Source organism: Alterinioella sp. B-7, from assembly GCF_056857775.1.
The window spans coordinates 1-16991 of the sequence record NZ_JBSXNT010000019.1 but is presented as its reverse complement, the minus strand read 5'-3'; the positions used below and the strand labels follow the sequence as shown (position 1 = coordinate 16991).

General features: G+C 62.4%; 18 protein-coding genes. 15 read left to right on the top strand and 3 right to left on the bottom strand.

Going from position 1 to position 16991, the window contains the following annotated elements:
* The 6 genes from AC13C7_RS02375 to AC13C7_RS02350 form a co-directional block, all read left to right on the top strand.
* On the top strand, nt 1-679 hold a 679-nt coding region (locus AC13C7_RS02375), incomplete at its 5' end, for an N-6 DNA methylase (RefSeq protein ID WP_482866498.1).
* Nucleotides 676-2037 carry a restriction endonuclease subunit S gene (locus tag AC13C7_RS02370; RefSeq protein ID WP_482866497.1) on the top strand — a complete coding sequence of 454 codons (1362 nt, stop codon included), beginning with the start codon at nt 676-678 and terminating at the stop codon, nt 2035-2037. The genes AC13C7_RS02375 and AC13C7_RS02370, both read left to right, overlap by 4 nt.
* Nucleotides 2034-2480, top strand: a complete 447-nt coding sequence (locus AC13C7_RS02365) for a hypothetical protein (protein ID WP_482866496.1) — start codon at nt 2034-2036, stop codon at nt 2478-2480. Before AC13C7_RS02370 ends, AC13C7_RS02365 begins: the two co-directional genes overlap by 4 nt.
* 9 nt (nt 2481-2489) lie before the next feature.
* On the top strand, nt 2490-3641 hold the full coding sequence (locus tag AC13C7_RS02360) for a DUF4268 domain-containing protein (protein ID WP_482866495.1): 1152 nt from the start codon (nt 2490-2492) through the stop codon (nt 3639-3641).
* Nucleotides 3641-6733, top strand: coding sequence for a type I restriction endonuclease subunit R (locus tag AC13C7_RS02355; protein WP_482866494.1), 3093 nt, complete (start codon nt 3641-3643; stop codon nt 6731-6733). The genes AC13C7_RS02360 and AC13C7_RS02355 overlap by 1 nt, the downstream gene beginning before the upstream one ends.
* Nucleotides 6734-6983: 250 nt before the next feature.
* Nucleotides 6984-7388: a helix-turn-helix domain-containing protein gene (locus AC13C7_RS02350; protein ID WP_482866493.1), complete on the top strand. Its 405-nt coding sequence runs from the start codon at nt 6984-6986 to the stop codon at nt 7386-7388.
* Between the two features lie 877 nt (nt 7389-8265).
* On the opposite strand, the gene AC13C7_RS02345 is transcribed toward AC13C7_RS02350, so the two are convergent.
* Nucleotides 8266-9162 (bottom strand): dihydrodipicolinate synthase family protein, encoded by an 897-nt coding sequence (locus AC13C7_RS02345; RefSeq protein WP_482866492.1) that lies wholly within the window; start codon nt 9160-9162, stop codon nt 8266-8268.
* A gap of 204 nt (nt 9163-9366) precedes the next feature.
* Here AC13C7_RS02345 and AC13C7_RS02340 point away from each other — a divergent pair, with 204 nt between their 5' ends.
* The 8 genes from AC13C7_RS02340 to AC13C7_RS02305 all read left to right on the top strand — a co-directional run bounded on the left by AC13C7_RS02340 (nt 9367) and on the right by AC13C7_RS02305 (nt 15306).
* Nucleotides 9367-10098, top strand: coding sequence for an FCD domain-containing protein (locus AC13C7_RS02340; protein WP_482866491.1), 732 nt, complete (start codon nt 9367-9369; stop codon nt 10096-10098).
* Nucleotides 10099-10134: 36 nt separating this feature from the next.
* Nucleotides 10135-11097, top strand: a complete 963-nt coding sequence (locus AC13C7_RS02335) for a sialic acid TRAP transporter substrate-binding protein SiaP (RefSeq protein ID WP_446170608.1) — start codon at nt 10135-10137, stop codon at nt 11095-11097.
* 91 nt (nt 11098-11188) lie between these two features.
* The gene (locus AC13C7_RS02330; protein WP_446121760.1) at nt 11189-11668 is read left to right on the top strand and encodes a TRAP transporter small permease; all 480 of its coding nucleotides are present in this window, start codon (nt 11189-11191) and stop codon (nt 11666-11668) included.
* Nucleotides 11665-12939 (top strand): TRAP transporter large permease, encoded by a 1275-nt coding sequence (locus AC13C7_RS02325; RefSeq protein WP_482866490.1) that lies wholly within the window; start codon nt 11665-11667, stop codon nt 12937-12939. Before AC13C7_RS02330 ends, AC13C7_RS02325 begins: the two co-directional genes overlap by 4 nt.
* Nucleotides 12936-13616 carry an N-acetylmannosamine-6-phosphate 2-epimerase gene (locus AC13C7_RS02320; RefSeq protein WP_482866489.1) on the top strand — a complete coding sequence of 227 codons (681 nt, stop codon included), beginning with the start codon at nt 12936-12938 and terminating at the stop codon, nt 13614-13616. The genes AC13C7_RS02325 and AC13C7_RS02320 overlap by 4 nt, the downstream gene beginning before the upstream one ends.
* 5 nt (nt 13617-13621) lie before the next feature.
* A complete protein-coding gene (locus AC13C7_RS02315) occupies nt 13622-14527 on the top strand; it encodes an ROK family protein (RefSeq protein WP_482866488.1) in 906 nt (301 codons plus the stop codon).
* Nucleotides 14524-14772, top strand: coding sequence for a hypothetical protein (locus AC13C7_RS02310; RefSeq protein ID WP_482866487.1), 249 nt, complete (start codon nt 14524-14526; stop codon nt 14770-14772). Before AC13C7_RS02315 ends, AC13C7_RS02310 begins: the two co-directional genes overlap by 4 nt.
* Nucleotides 14773-15306, top strand: coding sequence for a glucosamine-6-phosphate deaminase (locus AC13C7_RS02305; protein WP_482866486.1), 534 nt, complete (start codon nt 14773-14775; stop codon nt 15304-15306).
* 36 nt (nt 15307-15342) lie between these two features.
* Here AC13C7_RS02305 and AC13C7_RS02300 read toward each other — a convergent pair whose 3' ends face one another.
* Nucleotides 15343-15609, bottom strand: a complete 267-nt coding sequence (locus AC13C7_RS02300) for a hypothetical protein (RefSeq protein ID WP_482866485.1) — start codon at nt 15607-15609, stop codon at nt 15343-15345.
* Here AC13C7_RS02300 and AC13C7_RS02295 point away from each other — a divergent pair.
* A complete protein-coding gene (locus tag AC13C7_RS02295) occupies nt 15584-16417 on the top strand; it encodes a polysaccharide deacetylase family protein (protein WP_482866484.1) in 834 nt (277 codons plus the stop codon). The genes AC13C7_RS02300 and AC13C7_RS02295 overlap by 26 nt on opposite strands.
* A 291-nt stretch (nt 16418-16708) precedes the next feature.
* On the opposite strand, the gene AC13C7_RS02290 is transcribed toward AC13C7_RS02295, so the two are convergent.
* On the bottom strand, nt 16709-16991 hold a 283-nt coding region (locus tag AC13C7_RS02290), incomplete at its 5' end, for a helix-turn-helix domain-containing protein (RefSeq protein WP_482866483.1).

Genomic DNA, 16991 nt, shown 5'->3' with positions numbered 1-16991 from the left:
GGCCGAGGACCGGCGCTGGAAATTCGGCGCGCCCCCGGTCGGCAACGCCAACTTCGCCTGGATGCAGCACATCTACGACAAGTTGGGCAGCACCGGCATCGCAGGCGTCGTGATGGCCAACGGCTCCATGTCGTCCATGTCCTCGGGCGAGGGCGACATCCGCCGTGCCATGGTCGAGGCCGAGGCGGTGGACGCTATGATCGCCCTGCCGGGGCAGCTCTTCTACGGCACCCAGATCCCGGCCTGCATCTGGATCCTAGCGAAGGACAAGTCGAACGGCGTGGCCAAGGATGCCAAGCTGCGCGACCGGCGCGGCGAGGTCCTGTTCATCGACGCTCGAAAGATGGGCGCGCTGGTCACAGGGTCGCGCAAGCAGAAGGAATTGTCCCGCGAGGAGATCGCGCGCATCGCGGGGGCCTACCACGCCTGGCGTGGAGAGCCGGACGCAGGTGCCTATGCCGACGAGCCGGGCTTCTGCAAGGCGGCCTCCATGGAGGAGATCGCGAAGCACAACTTCGTCCTGACCCCGGGCCGCTATGTCGGCGCCGGCGCGGCCGAGGAGGATGGCGAGCCCTTCGAGGAGAAGTTCGACCGGCTGACGGCGGAGCTCCGGGCGCAGTTCGCCGAGGGGCGGCGACTGGAGATGGAGATTGAGGCTCGGCTGGAGCGGTTGGGATGAGCGACGAGGTCACCTTGTCTCGGCTGATCGAAGACGGCGCATTGAGCCTTCAAACTGGTCCTTTCGGTTCGCAGCTTCATTCCTATGACTATAAGGACCAAGGCGTTCCTGTGATTCCAACCGAAGGAATACAGGGCGGGCGTATCGACCATTCGGTGCTACCTAAGATCACCCGGGAAAAGGCCCATGAGCTTCGACGCCATCGCGTGCAAGTAGATGATATCCTATTTGCGCGCCGCGGCGCGCAGGCGACCGGGCGCACGGCGAGGATACGTCCATCAGAGGCAGGCTTTATTTGCGGCACTGGTGCCATCCGAGCTCGAGTTGAAAATCGCGATGCGATCGACCCCGCATTTCTCAGGTGGTTTCTCGCAGCACCCTCGACTGTTCTATGGATCAGGGAACAGGCAATCGGGGCAACAATGCCCAACCTGAACAAGTCGATCATTGGTCGCATTGAACTGCCTTCGATACCGGTATCTGACCAGAAGACTATCGCAAGCCTGCTGACCGCCCTCGACGACAAGATCGAGCTGAACCGCCGGATGAGCGCGACGTTGGAGGAGATGGCGCGGGCGCTCTATCGGTCCTGGTTCGTGGATTTCGACCCCGTCCACGCCCGCGCCCTTGGCCAGCCCCCCGCCCACATGGACCCCACCACCGCCGCCCTCTTCCCTGACAGCTTCGGCCCCGACGGCCTGCCGAAGGGGTGGGAATGGGCTTTCTTTGAGGATCACTACAAGGTCCTGGAAACTGGGAAGCGTCCGAAGGGTGGCGTATCTTCGATCAGCGAGGGGGTCCCGAGTATCGGCGCCGAAAGCATCAAGAATATCGGCCACTTCGAATTCTCGAAGACCAAATTGGTTCCGCGTGATTTTTTTGCCGCTATGCGCAAAGGTCACCTGAAAGATGGCGACATCTTAATCTACAAAGACGGGGGTAAGCCTGGGGAGTTGCGTCCTGCTGCGACCTATATCTCCAAAGGATTCCCCTTTAGCGAGGCGTGTATCAACGAGCACGTTTTCCGGGTGCGGCTCTCTCACGATCTTGGGCAACACTTCGGGTTTTTGGCGATTTCAAGTGACCACTGCATGAACCAAATGCGCGAGCTTGCTACCGGTGTTGCTCAACCCGGGTTGAATCAATCGGCCATGAAGGCGATGTCGTTTCTTATGCCGACAAACGTCTCGTTGCTACGTCGCTTCGAGAAACTCGTCACACCCTTCCTTGACGGGTGTAACGAGCGCGCAAAAGAATCCCAAAACCTCGCCGCCCTCCGCGACACCCTTCTCCCCCGCCTCATGTCTGGAGAACTCCGCATCCGCGAGGCCGATAAACAGGTCGAGGCGAATGTATGAGCGAAGCAGTCAACCATTGGCGCATGACAGAGGAGGATCTCGGATTGATTGACCTGGTCCGCCAGGAGATTTGGGAGTGGCGGTCGGTGTGCCAGTCGCCGCAACACCTCCTCGCGTTGGGCACAATCGTTTCTGGTCTCGATGCGCTCCTTGCGGGAAGCCCTATGGTCGCCGCGGCAACGGTTTCGCTCGACCACGTGGTCGGGGCGAATAGCCGGTCGGTTTCCATCTTGCTGGACGAGGATGCCTTGGAACTTGTGCATTCCGCACATTACTATGATCCCGCTATTGGGGGTGACGGCGAAAGCGAAGTCGATGCACGGTTCGCGCATGGCGAAATACCAAGCGAGACTGGTGTATTTGATTGGTTGAATAGATGCGGTGAACTGCGCCCCGTGGCCAATGAACTCGAAGTCGAAATCCACGCGTTCCCGGAAGTGTAAGGCCACGCCATGTTCCAGATCGACCGTTCCGCCAATCGCCTGCGCAAGCTCGAGCGCACCAGCTTCTCCGAGGTCGGGTTCAGGGAGCGGGAGCATCTCCAGGAATGGCTCGCCACCATGCCGGACGCACTCTGCGAGGCGATGAGCGAAGGCGAGGATGGCCTGCTGATCATCCAGAAGGAGTTCGACGGGTTCGACGGCACCCGGGAACGGCTCGACCTGCTGGCGCTGGACCGGGCCGGGCAGCTTGTCATCATCGAGAACAAGCTGGACGATTCCGGCCGGGATGTCGTTTGGCAGGCCTTGAAATACGCCGCCTACTGCTCGAGCCTGAAGAAGGCCGAGATCGTCGGCATTTTCCAGCAGTATCTCGACCGGCAAGGCGGCGGTGATGCGGCAGGAATGATCTGTGAGTTCCTGGGCGAGGACACGTTGGACGAGGTCGTCCTGAATGACGGCACCAATCAGCGCATCGTCTTCATAGCCGCGAATTTCCGGCGGGAGGTCACGGCCACGGTGCTCTGGCTGCGCGAACATCAGATCGACGCGCGTTGCGTCAAGGTTGTGCCCTACCGGTTCGGCGAGGAGATCTTCGTCGACCTCCAGCAGGTGATCCCGACGCCGGAGGCGGCCGACTACATGATCCGGATGGCCGAGAAGGACAGCGAGGAGAAGTCAGCCAAGGGCGCCCAGAAGTGGAGCCACCAGATGCGGCTCGAATTCTGGGAGCAGGCTCTGGAGGCGCTCCGCGGAGCGGGCCTCGAGCGATGGCAGAACATCACCCCGTCGCGCGATCACTGGTTGAACTCCAGCATCGGCGTCTCGGGGGTCACGTTGACACTGATCTTCCTGCGGCACGAGGTGCGGGTCGAGTTCCAGCTGAACCGGTCCGACCGGGACGAGAACAAGTGGCTCTTCGACCAGCTTGCCGAGAACAGGGAGACGTATGAGCAGACCGTCGGCGAGGAACTCGAGTGGCGGCGGATCGACGACAAGAAGGTCAGCATGGTTGTCTGCAAGACGCCGGTCCAGGGTTACAGCAAGGAGAATTGGCCGGAGATGATCGCCTGGCTGGTGGACCACTACCGGAAGATGGACGAGGCCTTCTCCGAGCCCGTGCGGGGTCTGGCGGCGCGCATGAAGCCAGGCGGAGGCTCCTGATGGCTTGGAACTCGGAATCCGACCTCGAAGACTGGATGATGGGGAAGCTGGCCGGGCTGGGCTTTGCCGCCGACTCTGGCGCCGAGATCTCGCCCGAGAAACGTGACCCGGAGCGCCGAAGCTTCCACGAGGCGATCCTGCGGAAGGTCTTCGAGAAGGCCGTCCGGCGCCTCAATCCGGGGCTGCCCGACGGCGCGGTCCAGGAGGTGATGGCCCGCGTCACCGACGAGGTCTTCGCCGGCGATCTGATGGCCGAGAACCGCCGCCTGCACGGCCTGATTACGGGCGGCGTCCCGATTACCTATTTCAGCCAGGGGGAGGAGCGTCACGAGCGCGCGCGCCTCGTCGATTGGAGCGATCGGGATAATGCCTGGCACGCCTTCAACCAGGTGGACATGGTCGGGCGGAATCCGCGGATCCCGGACATCGTGATCTACCTGAATGGTCTGCCTTTGGTCGTGGTGGAACTGAAGGGAACCGAGGGAGCCGACATCGCGGCGGCCTTCAATCAGATCGAGACCTACAAGGCCGATATTCCGAACCTATTCCGGACATCGGTCTTCTCGGTTATCTCCGACGGGCTGAACGCCCGATATGGCACACTCTCGGCGGGCCTCGACCGATTCATGCGGTGGCGGACCGTCGATGGCGAGTCGATCCTCTCCGAGCGTGAGGGGCTCGCTCTGAACACGCTGACCGAGGGGCTGCTGAACCGGTCCGTTCTACTCGACATGCTGCGCTGGTTTACGGTCTTCGAGGACGAGGGCAAGGGGCCGATCAAGAAGGCGGCCGGTTACCACCAATTCCACGCGGTGCGGAAGGCCATGGAATCGATCCTCGGTGCGCGCGGCGACGACGGCAAGGGCGGCGTCATCTGGCACACGCAGGGCTCCGGGAAATCGCTGTTAATGACCTTCCTCGCCGGGCGAGCAATGCACTTGCCGGATCTCGAGAACCCGACGGTGTTGGTGCTGACCGACCGGAACGACCTCGACAACCAGTTGTTCGCCACGTTCGGTCGGTGCAAGGATCTGCTGGGTGAGGCGCCGGTCCAGGCAGACAGCATCGTAGACCTGAAGACGCTGCTTAATCGGCAGGTCGGCGGCATCGTATTCTCGACGATCCAGAAATTTCGACCGGAGCACGGCCAGGATTTCCCGGAGCTCACGGACCGATCCAACGTCATCGTCATGGTCGATGAGGCGCACCGGACACAATACGGGTTCGAGGCCAGGATGGACCAGAAGACCGGCGAGGTTCGTCATGGCCTGGCCCATCACCTGCGCACAGCCTTGCCGAGGGCCGTCTACGTCGCATTCACCGGCACACCGGTGGAATTGGTCGGCGCAAACACGCGGTCGGTATTCGGTGACTACATCGACGTCTACGACATCTCTCAAGCGGTCGAGGACGGAGCAACCGTGCCGATCTACTACGAGGGGCGTGTAGCTCGCGTAGAGATCGCCGAGGATCTACGCGACAGCCTCGACGAGGAGTTCAACGAGGCGACCGAGGCACTGGCTGAGGATGAGGCAGGGGCCGCGGCCAAGAAGTGGTCGCAGATCGAGAAACTGGTCGGCGCTGGTCCGCGCCTGGACGCGGTCGTCGCCGATATCCTCGAGCATTTCGACGCCCGCCTCGAGGCCATCGACGGCAAGGCGATGATCGTCTGCATGAGCCGCCGGATCTGCGTCGAGGTCTACGAGCGCATCGTCGCTGCCATCCCTGATTGGCATTCGGAAACAGACGAGACAGGCGCGGTGAAGGTCATCATGACCGGAAACGCCGCCGATCCGCAGAATTTCCAGCCCCACATTCGCAGCAAGGCGAAGCTGGAAGCCCTCAGGAAGCGATACAAGGACACTGGCGACCCGCTGAAGCTGGTAATCGTCCGCGACATGTGGCTGACGGGATTCGATGCCCCCTGCATGCACACCCTCTACGTCGACAAGCCCATGAAGGGGCACGGATTGATGCAGGCAATCGCGCGGGTGAACCGGGTCTTCGCCGGAAAGCCCGCCGGTCTTGTTGTCGATTATATCGGCCTAGCGGCCGATCTGAAGAATGCCCTCGCGCATTACTCACAAGGTGATCAGGCTCAGACGGGCGTCGATGAGCGCGAGGCCGTGGCGGCTTTCCTGAGTGCGTTGGATGTCGCCCGTGGGCTGTTCCACGGATTCGATTACTCCCGGGTCCTTGGCGGAACGGCGGCGGACCGCATCGAGATTCTCCCGGCGGCAGCAGACCACGTTCTTAAACAAGCCCGCGACGACGGGCAGGAAGATCACAAGAATTTCGGCAAGCGGTTTTTGGATGCCATTGCGGCGCTCGCCAAGGCCTTCAAGCTGGCGGCCGGCTCGCCGGAAGCCAAGGAGCAAGCCGAAGAGGTCGCGTTCTTCCTCGCAGTGAGGTCCGCCCTCCAGAAGCTCGACGTGAAGGGCGGCGGGGAGCGGAACTCCTCACCGGATTTCGCGATAGAGCAACTGTTGAACCGGGCTGTCGCCTCGACCGAGGTCGTGGACATCCTCGAAGCGTGCGGTTTCGACCGTCCCGATATCAGCGTTCTGTCCGAGGAGTTTCTCCTCGAGATCCAGCACATGCAGCACAAGAACCTTGCTGTGGAAGCCCTGAAGAAGCTTCTGAACGGGGAAATCAAGGCGCGGACGCGGGGCAACGTGGTGCAAAACCAGAAGTTCTCCGAGCGCCTATCGGACGCGATCGCACGATATCACAACCGCAGTGTCGACGCCCTTCAGGTGATTCAGGAACTCATTGGCATGGCCAAGGACCTGAGCGCCGAGCCAGAGGACGACATGTCGGAGGCGGAACGAAGCTTCTACGACGCCTTGGCGCAGAACGAGAGCGCGGTGGAGGTCATGGACAACGACCAGCTCAAGGTGATCGCGGCCGAGCTCGTCAGGTCCGTCCGGGAAAATTCGGGCGTCGATTGGTGGCAGCGGGACGACGTGCGGGCGAAGATGCGCGTTGCTGTGAAGCGGATCCTCAGACGCTATGGATATCCCCCGGACCTACAAGCCGAAGCAGTGAAGTTGGTCATCAAGCAGGCTGAGGCAATGGCTCGCGAACTGTAAGAACCGGTGCGGTTCCTGGGCGGCGTTAGTGCGACTCATGGAACGTTCGGTGAGATCTGTCATGGCTCGCCCGACGGTGAGCAGAAACTCTCGTTACGGATCTCTAGGATACAATGACATCACGCGCGCTTTAAACACGTGCGGCCACCCGGCCACTGGGTGTCAAAAGTTCACTCGTCCAGCACAGTCCCAACCACCGATAGATATAACGCAAGCACAGTCTAATTCAGCAGAAGGCACTTGCGTCGATATGACCAAACCACACCCATATTCCGGTAGCCGCGCGGCGCGGTTCATTGCGCACCGTCTCCTCGAGTTACGCCCGAAAAAGAGCCAGCAAGACATCGCGACCGAAGCCGGATTCGTGAATCCCAATATGCTGAGCATGGTCAAGTCCGGAAAGACAAAGCTGCCGCTCGACCGTGTGCCGAGCCTGGCCAAGGCAATGGACTGCGATCCGCGGCTCTTGTTCCGTTACGCGCTGGAGCAATCAGGCGGTGAAACCGTGCGCGCAGCGGTTGAGGAAATCTTCGGCACGGTCGTCACCCGCAATGAAGTCGGCTGGCTCGAAGAAATCAGAGACGCCTCCGGGCATACAGACCCCACCCTAACAGCCAGGTCGCGCAGCGCCTTACGGAAGGTCTTTGGGAAATGAGACACCATAAGGTGATTGAGACGATCAAGCTGCCAGACGACAGCCCCCTCACGGAAGACGAGCTGGACTGGGTAGGTTTCCTCCGACTGCTCTCCCCTGGGCCGGTCCCGGCACCGACCCTCAGAGCCGTGCAGGCCCTGCGCATGACATTGCAGGAGACGACGCGCGAACCGGATCGACCGGGATCGAACCGGACACACATGCGACCAACGGAGTCAGCGGACAGCGGCATCATGCAATGAGGACAGAGACACGAAATATGGGAGCCTGTGAAATCGATACCAAGTTAGCAGTCTCCGCGCGCGCCACGACCGCTCCACTGGCGACGCTCGGCGCACTACATCTAGCGATGAAAGACTGGACGCCCAGTCGGATACAGTGCTCAATGACGGCGAATGAGGAAGATTTGACCTTACATTGCGTCAACACAGGTTTACGTCAGCATCTCAGACCGTAAACATAAACGTCAACATTCCAGCCCAATCTGTCAACATCGGAACTATGGATGTAAACACGACGTCAACACGGACTGCCTTGTTTTGTTGGCTGCGTCGGCCTGAATGTTGACGTTCCAACCAGATATAAAAAATGGGCGAACATGATCTCCCATCTACACCGTGTTGTCCCCATCAAGAAGTCGAGCTCTTATTCGTGTTTTCTAGATGTAGGGGTCTGACATCCGATAGTGCAACCGTCTCCGAGAGTTTGCCAAGCCCAACGAAGGTCGAATTGGACCGCTCGGCAAGTTCGTCGGCTTCCCACAGGACGCCGCGATCTTGCCGCTCCGGATCATGCAGAATGATGTGCGGTGTTCGCGTCCGCTTCTTCCGTGTGGGCCTCACCACGGCCTGAGACAATTACCTGGCAGAGATCAGCTTCAGGCGAGCCAAGTCTTGAACCTGGGGTCAGCCAGCAATTTGGCCATTCTCGCGTCCGCATCGTTGACGGGAGAGGCCATGGGAAGACGCGCGGGGCCGCAATCGACACCGATAACGCGCAAGCCCGCCTTCATGCCGGGGATCACGCCGACATCGAGCAGCGCCACGACAAACTCGGCCGATACCTGCTGCAATTCCTGGGCGCGGGCCATGTCGCCCTCGCGCAGGGCTTCGTTGAGGGCCACGTAAAGACGCCCGATCAGGCTGTAGGTCGTGCCGATGCCGCCATCTGCGCCAAGGATACCACCGGCCAGCCAGACCTCGTCGAATCCGAAGTAATAGACGCTGTCCGGCCGCAGCAGCCGCAGCCGGGTCAGCTTGAAGAGATCGGTCGAGGTGAACTTGATCCCGGCCACGTTGGGCAGGTCGAGGAGCTGCACCAGAAGCTCGATCGGCAGCGGGCGCCCGGTGCGCACAGGCACCTCGTAGACGATGAGCGGCAGATCGGTCGCGGCAGCCAGGGCCTTGTAATAGCCCAGAATTTCGGCGTCTCTGAACGGATAGGAATGGGGCGGCAGGGCCGAAAGCGCGTGATAGCCGTGCGTCTTGGCCTGACGCGCCAGCGCGATGGACGCCGTGAGAGACGGCAGGCCGACATGCGCGATCAGCGTGGCGCCGGACCCCTTGGCATCCTCGGCCACGACGGCCTGCTGTTCCAGCAAGGCGCCGCTTTCCAGCAGCCCCGATTCACCACTGGAGCCGCCGACATAAAGACCCGTGAGGCCCTGGCGCAAAACGTAGGCATCAAGATCGCGTTGCCGTTCCGGTGAGAAATCCCCGTCGTCGGTCAGCGCCGTCAACAGCGCGGCATACATGCCTGCAAGTGGTTTGGTCATGGCGAAAGAGTCCCGATTGGTGGCCATTGGGGCCGAACGATACCCCCCATTCCTATGTCCGAAAGCCAAATACGTCCATCCGTAAATTTTGGTTTGACAAAAAAATGTAATGAACATACCAAATAGAAAATCCGCTGCACCCCATGTGGTGCCATGACGGAGCGCTCGGGGGAGTTGCGCAGGGAGGGATCAATGACATCGGAGATGACACAAGCGACCGGAAACCGCCGGAGCAGTGGCATGATTGCCGCCGCGTTGATCGACGACATCAAGACCGGCGACCTGCCCGTAGACACCCCCCTGCCCACGGAACGCGAGCTGTGCGAACGGTTCGGGGCGTCCCGGCCCACGGTGCGCGAGGCCATCGCCCAGTTGCAGATGCAAGGCTACGCCAGTGCCATCGCGGGACATCGCCCGCGTGCGGCACGCCCGTCGCTGGACGGCATCCTGCGCGGTGCCGGCGACCTGATCTTCGATCTTCTGGGCGACGGCGAGGCGCAGGCCCATCTCGAACAGATGCGCCAGTTTGTCGAGATGGGCGCCGCGCGCGAGGCCGCGAACCGTGCCAGCGCCATGCAGCTTGCCAAGATCCAGCAGGCGCTGACCGAGAATGGCAATGCCATTGGCACGAAGGATTTCGCGGCCACCGACATCGCCTTTCATCGGGCGATCGTGTCGGTCGTCGGAAACCCGGTCTTGCTGACGCTGCACGATCTGTTCGTGAGCCACCTGATCGCGCAGCGTCCGGCATCGCCCGATGCCGAGGCGCTCGACCGGACATCCTATCAAGAACATGCCCAGTTGCACGCCGCCATTCTGGACGGCGATTCAGCCATGGCCGTCGAGGTGATGGACCGTCATCTGGCGCGTGCCTACCGCGCCCGCCTGAAAGCCGCCGTCGGCCTGAACGACACGGCAGATCCGGGCTCTGCCTGAGACCGCAAGACATACCCAAACCCAATGGAGGACAACATGACAATCAAGACAAACCTGCTGGCTGGTGCCGCCCTGCTGGCGCTCGCCGCCCCTGCCGCGGCCGAGCGCGAACTGACGATCGGAACGCAGGACAACGAGGTCTCCAACCTCTATGCCGGTATCCAGGCGATGGGCGAAACGCTGGAGGAGGTGTCGGGCGGCGAGCTGACCCTCAACATCTTCCCCTCCTCCACTCTGGGCGATTTCCGCTCGATGGTGGCACAGGTGCAGGCCGGTGAGCTGGACATGGTCACGACCGGCTATCCCGACATGAGCTATGTCATCCCCGAACTGAACCTGATCGGCGCGCCCTATGTCGCGCGTGACTTTGCGCATCTGGAACAGATCGTCGATGGCGAATGGGGCCAGCAAATGGCCGCCGAATTCGAGGATCAGGGCATTCGCATGCTGGACCTGTGGTATTACGGCACCCGCCAGACCACCTCGAACCGGCCGATCAACGAGATGGCGGATATGGAAGGTCTGCGGATGCGCACGCCGAACGTGCCGTTCCTGATCGCCTATGCCGAGAATGTCGGCGCCACCCCGGCACCGGTCGCCTTTGCCGAGGTTTACCTGGCGCTGCAGACCAACCAGGTCGATGCGCAGGAAAACCCGCTGCCCACCATCGAGGCCATGCGCTTCTATGAGGTGCAGGACTATGTCGCGATCACCAACCACTTCATCGCCTCCATCGCCATGATGATCTCGAACGATCTGTGGCAGAGCCTGAGCGAGGAAGAACAGGGCTGGATCATGGAAGCGGTCGAGGCCGGCGCGGAGGTCAACGACTCGCGCACCGTCGCCGCCGAAGAGGAATTGCTGGCGACCTTCGAGGAGCGTGGCCTGACCATCACCCGCCCCGACCTGGAGCCGTTCCGCGCCGCCATGCAGCCCTATTACGACACGCTGGAGGCAGAGTATGGCGAAGGCGCCATCGACCGCGTGCGCGGAGAATAAAGTCGGGGGCTGAGGCCCTCGGGCCAGGGGCGCGCGACACCTCCCGTCGCGCGCCCCCGGCACATTCCCATCCCTGCAAGGATCCCTGCCGATGGAAAACACCCGCCAATACAGCCTTGAAGGCGTGGTCGCCACGATCTTCTTCCTGGTGCTGATCGGGATCGTGATGATCCAGGTCCTGGGCCGCACGCCGATCATGCGCGGGCCGGTCTGGACCGAGGAAGCCGCGCGCTGGATCTGGGTCTGGATGGCCTTCATCGGCATCGGTGAGGTCGAGCGCCAGAACAAGCATCTGCGCATGGGGTTCCTGGCCGAGATGCTGCCTTACGCTGTCCGTCGCGCGGTCTTTACCGCGATCGACCTCGTTTACCTGGGGCTCATGGGGCATCTCAGCTGGATCGGCTACACGACGGTCGAGCGGACCTGGTCCAACACCTCCGTTACCCTGCCCGTCGGCAGCGGCATGCTCTATTCCTCGGCCTTCGTGGCCAGCTTCTTCATCCTCTACCGCATCCTCCGGCGTCTTCTGGCGGGCCGCAGCGGGGACATTCAAGGCAGCCCGGTGCTATGATCTTGCTGACCATCGCCTTTTTCTGGCTGTTGATGGTGCTTGTGGGTGTGCCCATCGGCATCGCGATGATCTTCGTCTCCATGGGCTATTTCTACTACATGGATCGCGGCATCGGCTTCGCGGTGCAGCGCATGGTGGACGGGCTGAACAGCTTTCCGCTGCTGGCCGTGCCGCTCTTCATCCTGGCCGCGGGGATCCTGAATTCCGCCGGGATCACCAACCACCTCTTCGGCTTCGCGCGCGCCCTTGTCGGCCATGTGCGCGGCGGGCTTGGCCATGTGAACATCCTGGCCTCGCTGTTCTTTTCCGGCATGTCCGGCTCGGCGCTGGCCGATGCGGGCGGGCTTGGCAAGATGGAAATCGCCGCCATGCGCGAGGCGGGTTATGACGATGAGTTCGCGGGCGCTGTCACCGCCTCCTCCTCGCTGATCGGGCCGCTGGTGCCGCCTTCGATCACGATGGTGCTTTACGGTGTCATCGCCAATGTCTCCATCGGGCAGCTTTTCCTGGGCGGTGTGGTGCCGGGTCTGCTTTGTGCCGTGGCGCTGATGATCATGGTGTCGATCATCGCCGCGCGCCGCGACTACCCAAAGGACGAGCGCAAGAACCTGGGCCAGATCAACACGTTGTTCTGGAAATCGCTGCCCGCGCTGCTGACGCCCGCCGTGATCATCGGCGGCATCTTCTCGGGCTATTTCTCGCCCACCGAGGCCGCCGCCGTCACCGTGGTCTACGCGATCGGGATCGACCTCGTCTTCTACCGCGAACTGACCTGGCGCCGGCTGTGGGACGCGGCCTATGAGACCACCGTGACCTCGGCCTCCATCGCCACCATCGTGGCCGGCGTGTCGCTGCTCAGCTTCATCTTCGCGCGCGAACAGGCGCCGCAGCAGATCGCCAATTTCTTCCTGTCCATCGCCGATACCAAGCTGACCTTCCTCATTGCGGTCAACCTGATGATCTTCATCCTGGGCTGTTTCATCGAGGCGCTGGTGATCTTGCTGGTGATTGTGCCGATCCTGGTGCCGGTCGCGATGGGCTTTGCCATCGACCCGGTGCATTTCGGCATCATCGTCGTGCTGAACCTGATGATCTCGATCATGACGCCGCCGATGGGCATGGCGCTCTTCGTGGTGTCCCAGGTCGGGAACATCCCGTTCCAGAAACTGGCCAAGGCGATCCTGCCATGGCTCTTGCCGCCGATCGTGGTGCTGATCCTTGTCAACGCCTTCCCGATCCTGTCCACCGGATTGCCGAGCCTGATGCGATGAACGCGGTTCTTGAGAAGATACGCGGCGGGCTGGCGGTGTCCTGCCAGCCGGTGGATGACGGCCCGCTGGACGATCCGGCCATCGTGGCGGCGCTTGCCGCGGCGGCGGTGGCGGGCGGGGCCGATGCCCTGAGGATCGAGGGCGTGGCCAACCTGCGCGCCGCCCGCGCCCGCGTCGACGTGCCGATCATCGGTATCGTCAAACGCGACCTAGCGGCTAGCCCGGTGCGCATCACGCCCTATCTTGAGGATGTCCGCGACCTGGCCGCAGCGGGGGCCGAGATCATCGCCTATGACGGCACCGACCGGACGCGCCCTGTGGCCAGAGTCGATCTTGTGGCGGCGATCCACGGCGTCGGCGCGCTGGCCATGGCCGATTGCTCCATGCTGTCGGATGGCAAACGCGCTCTGACCGAAGGGGCCGAGATCATCGGCACCACCCTTTCAGGCTATACCGATGAGACGGCAACGGGTGACCCCGGCCCCGACCTGGACCTGATCCGGCAGTTTCGCGCGCTCGGGGGTTTCACCATGGCCGAGGGGCGGCTCAACACCCCCGCGCTGGTGACGCAGGCCATGCGCGCAGGGGCGGATGCCGTCACGGTGGGCACCGCGCTGACGCGGCTGGAGGTGATGACCGGCTGGTTCCGCGATGCGGTGCGTGCGGGCAAGGAGTAAGGCCCATGGCGATTGAACGCGCGGCCCTGACCGGCTTTGCCGTCGATCTGGGCGGCACCAAACTGGCGGCGGCTCGGATCGAAAGCGGCGCTGTTGTGGCACGGGCGCAGGTGCAAACCGACGGCAGCGCAACACCGGAGGCGCAGGTCGCCGCCATGGCGGGGATTCTCGACGCTGTGGGTTTCGTGCCCGGAGCAGCCCTCGGGCTTGCAGTGACGGGACGTCTGGACAAGTCGGGCCACTGGCACGCGGTCAATACCGGCACCCTGACCCAGATCGGCGGCTTTGACCTGCGCGGCGCGATCCTTGCGCAGCTCGGCCCTGCCACCTGTTGCAACGACGCCGCCGCCGCCGCACTGGCCGAGTCCCGGTTCGGGGCGGGACGCGATGCCGGGAATTTCGCCTATCTGACGATCTCGACCGGGGTCGGCGGTGGACTGGTCCTGGGTGGGCGCTTGCTGGACAGCGCGAATGGGTTGGCGGGCCATGTCGGATTTGTCGGCAGCCGCTTCGCCGACAGCCAATGCGGCAGCGGGCGCCATGCCACGGTCGAAAGCATAGCTGGCGGGCGTGCGATCGCGGCGGCGGCCCTTGTGTCAAGCCATGAGCCGACAGATGCGCGCGCAGTCAGCATGGCCGCGCGTGGCGGGGAGCCTTGGGCCGAAGATATCCTCAAGAGATCCGCCAGCGCGGTCGCGGCGCTGATCGGGGATCTGTGCGCTATCCTGGGCCTCGATGCGGTGGCCATCGGAGGCAGCATCGGCCTTTCGGAGGGCTACATCGCGCGCCTGCAAACCGCGATGGAGGCAGAACCACCGCTCTTCCGGGTTCCGATCCGCGCCGCAACCCTGGGTCAGGACGCGCCGCTTCTGGGCGCGCTGACCCTGCATCTTGAAGGGCATCCGTCATGAAAGCCCTGATCCTGCCGACGCCAGAAGCCGCGATCATGCGGGCGGCAGACATCATCGACCGCACGGTTCGCGCCACACCCGATACCGTATTGGGGCTGGCCACCGGCGGCACCATGCTGCCACTTGACGACGCGCTCGCGCAGCGCCACCGCGAGGACGAGTTGTCCTTCGCGGCCACGACCAGCTTCCACCTGGACGAGTATATCGGGCTCGCCCCGGATCACCCCTGTTCCTACCATCGCTAGATGGCCGAGGCGTTCTTTGAGCGCGTCGATATCGACCCGACGCACACGCATCTTCCCAGGGGTGATGCCACCGATCCACAGGCTGCATCGAACGCCTACGAGACGCTGATCGAAGAGGCCGACGGGTTCGACCTGCAACTGCTTGGCATCGGCCAGAACGGGCATATCGGCTTTAACGAGCCGACCGCCAGCCTCGGATCCCGCACCCGGATCAAGACCCTGACCGCCAGCACCCGCCGGGCGAACCAGCGCTATTTCGCTTCCTTCGAGGAGACGCCCCGCTATGCCATCACCATGGGTGTGGCGACCATTCTCGAGTCGCGCAAATGCCTGCTGCTGGCCACCGGTGAGGCAAAGGCCGATGCCGTCGCGCGCATGATCGAGGGCCCTCTAAGCGCCGCCTGCCCCGCCTCGGCGCTGCAACTTCACGCGCGCGCCACCGTCATCCTTGACCAAGCGGCGGCGACTGGTCTGAAGCTTTCGGAATATTACGAGACAGTGCATCCGCAGGGGCGGGACAGCGTCTTTGACTGACCGGGCCCAACCTGTTGTCCAACGCCGCGCCTGGGGCTAAACCCGCTCCAGTGGCAGATGAGGCGTTTCCGGTTCTTCGATCACGATCGGATCGCCGCGGCCAACCAACCCACCTTCAAGCACGACCCCCATGATACCTGTCTTGCGGATCAGCGTCTTGTTCGGCCCCCGCACCAGGACAGCGCGCAGGAGGCCCGGCATGAAAGCCTCGACCTGATGGCAGGGGTTGCGCAGGCCCGTGACCTCGACCACGGCACTTTGCCCCAGATGCAGGCGGGTGGCCCTGTCCTTCGTTCTCAACATCGAGGAAGGTTCCGAAAGCCACATCCTGGATGGGGATGCGGCATCGGAGCATCTGAATTCCGACATGATCTGCGATCCCTGGCCCGGCCAGCGAAACCTGAACCAAGAGTCGCATTACGAATACGGCAGCCGCGTCGGAGTCTGGCGCATACTCGATCTCTTCCGCGCCCGCGGATTGCCGCTAACCGCCTTTGCTGTGGCTCAGGCGCTTGAGCGGGTGCCAGCCATCGCCGAGCAACTGGTCGCAGACGGGCACGAGATCGCAGCGCATAGCTGGCGCTGGATCGACTATCGCGACATGCCCGAAGCTGAAGAGGCCGAGCATATCCGCAAGACTGTCGCCATCATCGAGCGCTTGACCGGCAGTCGACCCGACGGATGGTATACCGGGCGCGTATCGCCCAATACCCGGAAGCTGATCCTGGAACATGGCGGCTTTCTCTATGACAGCGACGCCTACAACGACGATCTACCATACTGGATCGCGCATAAGGGCGGTGATCACCTGGTTGTGCCTTACGCCTTCGACACCAACGATATGAAATTCTCGTCATCGCCTGGCTTTGAGACGGGCCGCGATTGGCTGGACTATCTCTGCGACAGCTTCTATCAGTTCTGGGAAGAAGGTGCGCAGACACCCCGGCTGATGTCGGTCGGCCTGCATTGCCGCCTGGCGGGACGCCCCGGTCGTCTGCGCGCCCTAGCCAGGTTCCTCGACCATGTCCAAGCACATGACAATGTCTGGATCACCCGTCGAGTTGATATCGCCAGACATTGGCACGAGACGCATCCGTTGAGGAATGGCTGAACGTCCATCGGATCAGGAACGGACAGGTCGCCGGATCCCGTGGAGGTCCTAGGAAAACCCCGCTTGATTAATGGGGATGCGTTTAGGTGCCGCCATGGCATCCCGATCAAATCCGCCTATCCCAATTGCCGTTCAGCAATCAGGTGCAATGCTTAACTCGATGAATTCTCGGTCAAACGTGATCGCTGCTCACGTGCACAGGCGGCAACTGCATGATGCGCGCTGCCGGAAGTGTTGGTGCGATTAGGCGGCTGGCGACTACCAACAGTTCTGTCTTATTGGATGGATCATTCAATCCTGACCGGGAACCAGTGTATCGCCGACGATCTCTTCCATGAAGTGGGTCACCAAGCCAATCCTGCCCTGGACGTCCGCCTTGCGAAAGACGGCAGCGCTTTGCGATTTGACGGTGCCCTCGCTCTTGCCTGTCATTTCGGCAATCTCGGCATTCGAGAACCCCTTGATGGCAAGCAGGGCAACTTCCCGTTCGGCGCGGCTCAACTCCCATCGGTCGAATTCGGCCTCGGCCAGAGTCTGAAATGCACCGCGCGCGATCATCAGGGCTTGCTCTGCC